Annotated in this window: 1 protein-coding gene; it reads left to right on the forward strand. The window is 50.6% G+C overall.

What is annotated here, in order from left to right; all coding sequences use genetic code 11:
* The coding region (locus tag WH95_RS11015) for an Ig-like domain-containing protein (protein WP_046506971.1) at positions 1 to 1,075 on the forward strand (1,075 nt) is incomplete at both ends.

Below are 1,075 nucleotides of genomic sequence, written 5' to 3' on the forward strand. Positions count from 1 at the left end.
TAGCGGTGTTGCAACTGAGAACGTTGTTATCACGGTGAGCGGTACTAACGATGGTCCAGTTGCTGTTGCTGGTGTAAACACAGTTGTTGAAGACGGCGGTGTTATCACGGGTACTCTATCAGCAAGTGATATCGATGGAGATGCGCTGAGCTTCAGCTTAAACACAGGCCCGAGTGAGGGATCAGTTGTTGTAAATGCTGATGGCAGCTACAGCTTTGATCCGGGGTCAGCTTTCCAGGATCTGGCTGTTGGCGAGACCCGCGATGTGAGCTTCTCCTATGATGTTTCCGATGGTAACGGCGGTGTTGCAACGGAGAACGTTGTTATCACTGTAAGTGGTACTAACGATGGTCCAGTTGCTGTTGCTGGTGTTAACACAGCCGTTGAAGATGGCGGTGTTGTTACAGGTACTCTGTCAGCAAGTGATATCGATGGTGACGCGCTGAGCTTTAGTCTGAACACAGGCCCGAGTGAGGGCTCAGTTGTTGTAAATGCTGATGGCAGCTACAGCTTTGATCCGGGCTCAAGTTTCCAGGATTTGGGTGTTGGCGAGAGCCGTGATGTAAGCTTCTCCTATGATGTTTCTGATGGTAACGGCGGTGTTGCAACGGAGAACGTTGTTATCACTGTAAGTGGTACTAACGATGGTCCAGTTGCTGTTGCTGGTGTTAACACAGCCGTTGAAGATGGCGGTGTTGTTACAGGTACTCTGTCAGCAAGTGATATCGATGGTGACGCGCTGAGCTTTAGTCTGAACACAGGCCCGAGTGAGGGCTCAGTTGTTGTAAATGCTGATGGCAGCTACAGCTTTGATCCGGGCTCAGCCTTCCAGGATCTAGGTGTTGGCGAGAACCGTGATGTCAGCTTCTCTTATGATGTTTCCGATGGTAACGGCGGTGTTGCAACCGAGAATGTTGTTATCACTGTGAGTGGTAGTAATGATGGTCCGGTAGCTGTTTCTGGTGTTAACACAGCTGTTGAAGACGGCGGCGTTGTTACAGGCACTCTGTCTGCCAGCGATATCGATGGTGATACGCTGAGCTACAGCCTGAATACAGGCCCGAGTGAGGGATCA

The sequence above is a fragment of the Kiloniella litopenaei genome (assembly GCF_000982415.1).
GTDB classification, from domain to species: Bacteria; Pseudomonadota; Alphaproteobacteria; order Kiloniellales; family Kiloniellaceae; genus Kiloniella; species Kiloniella litopenaei.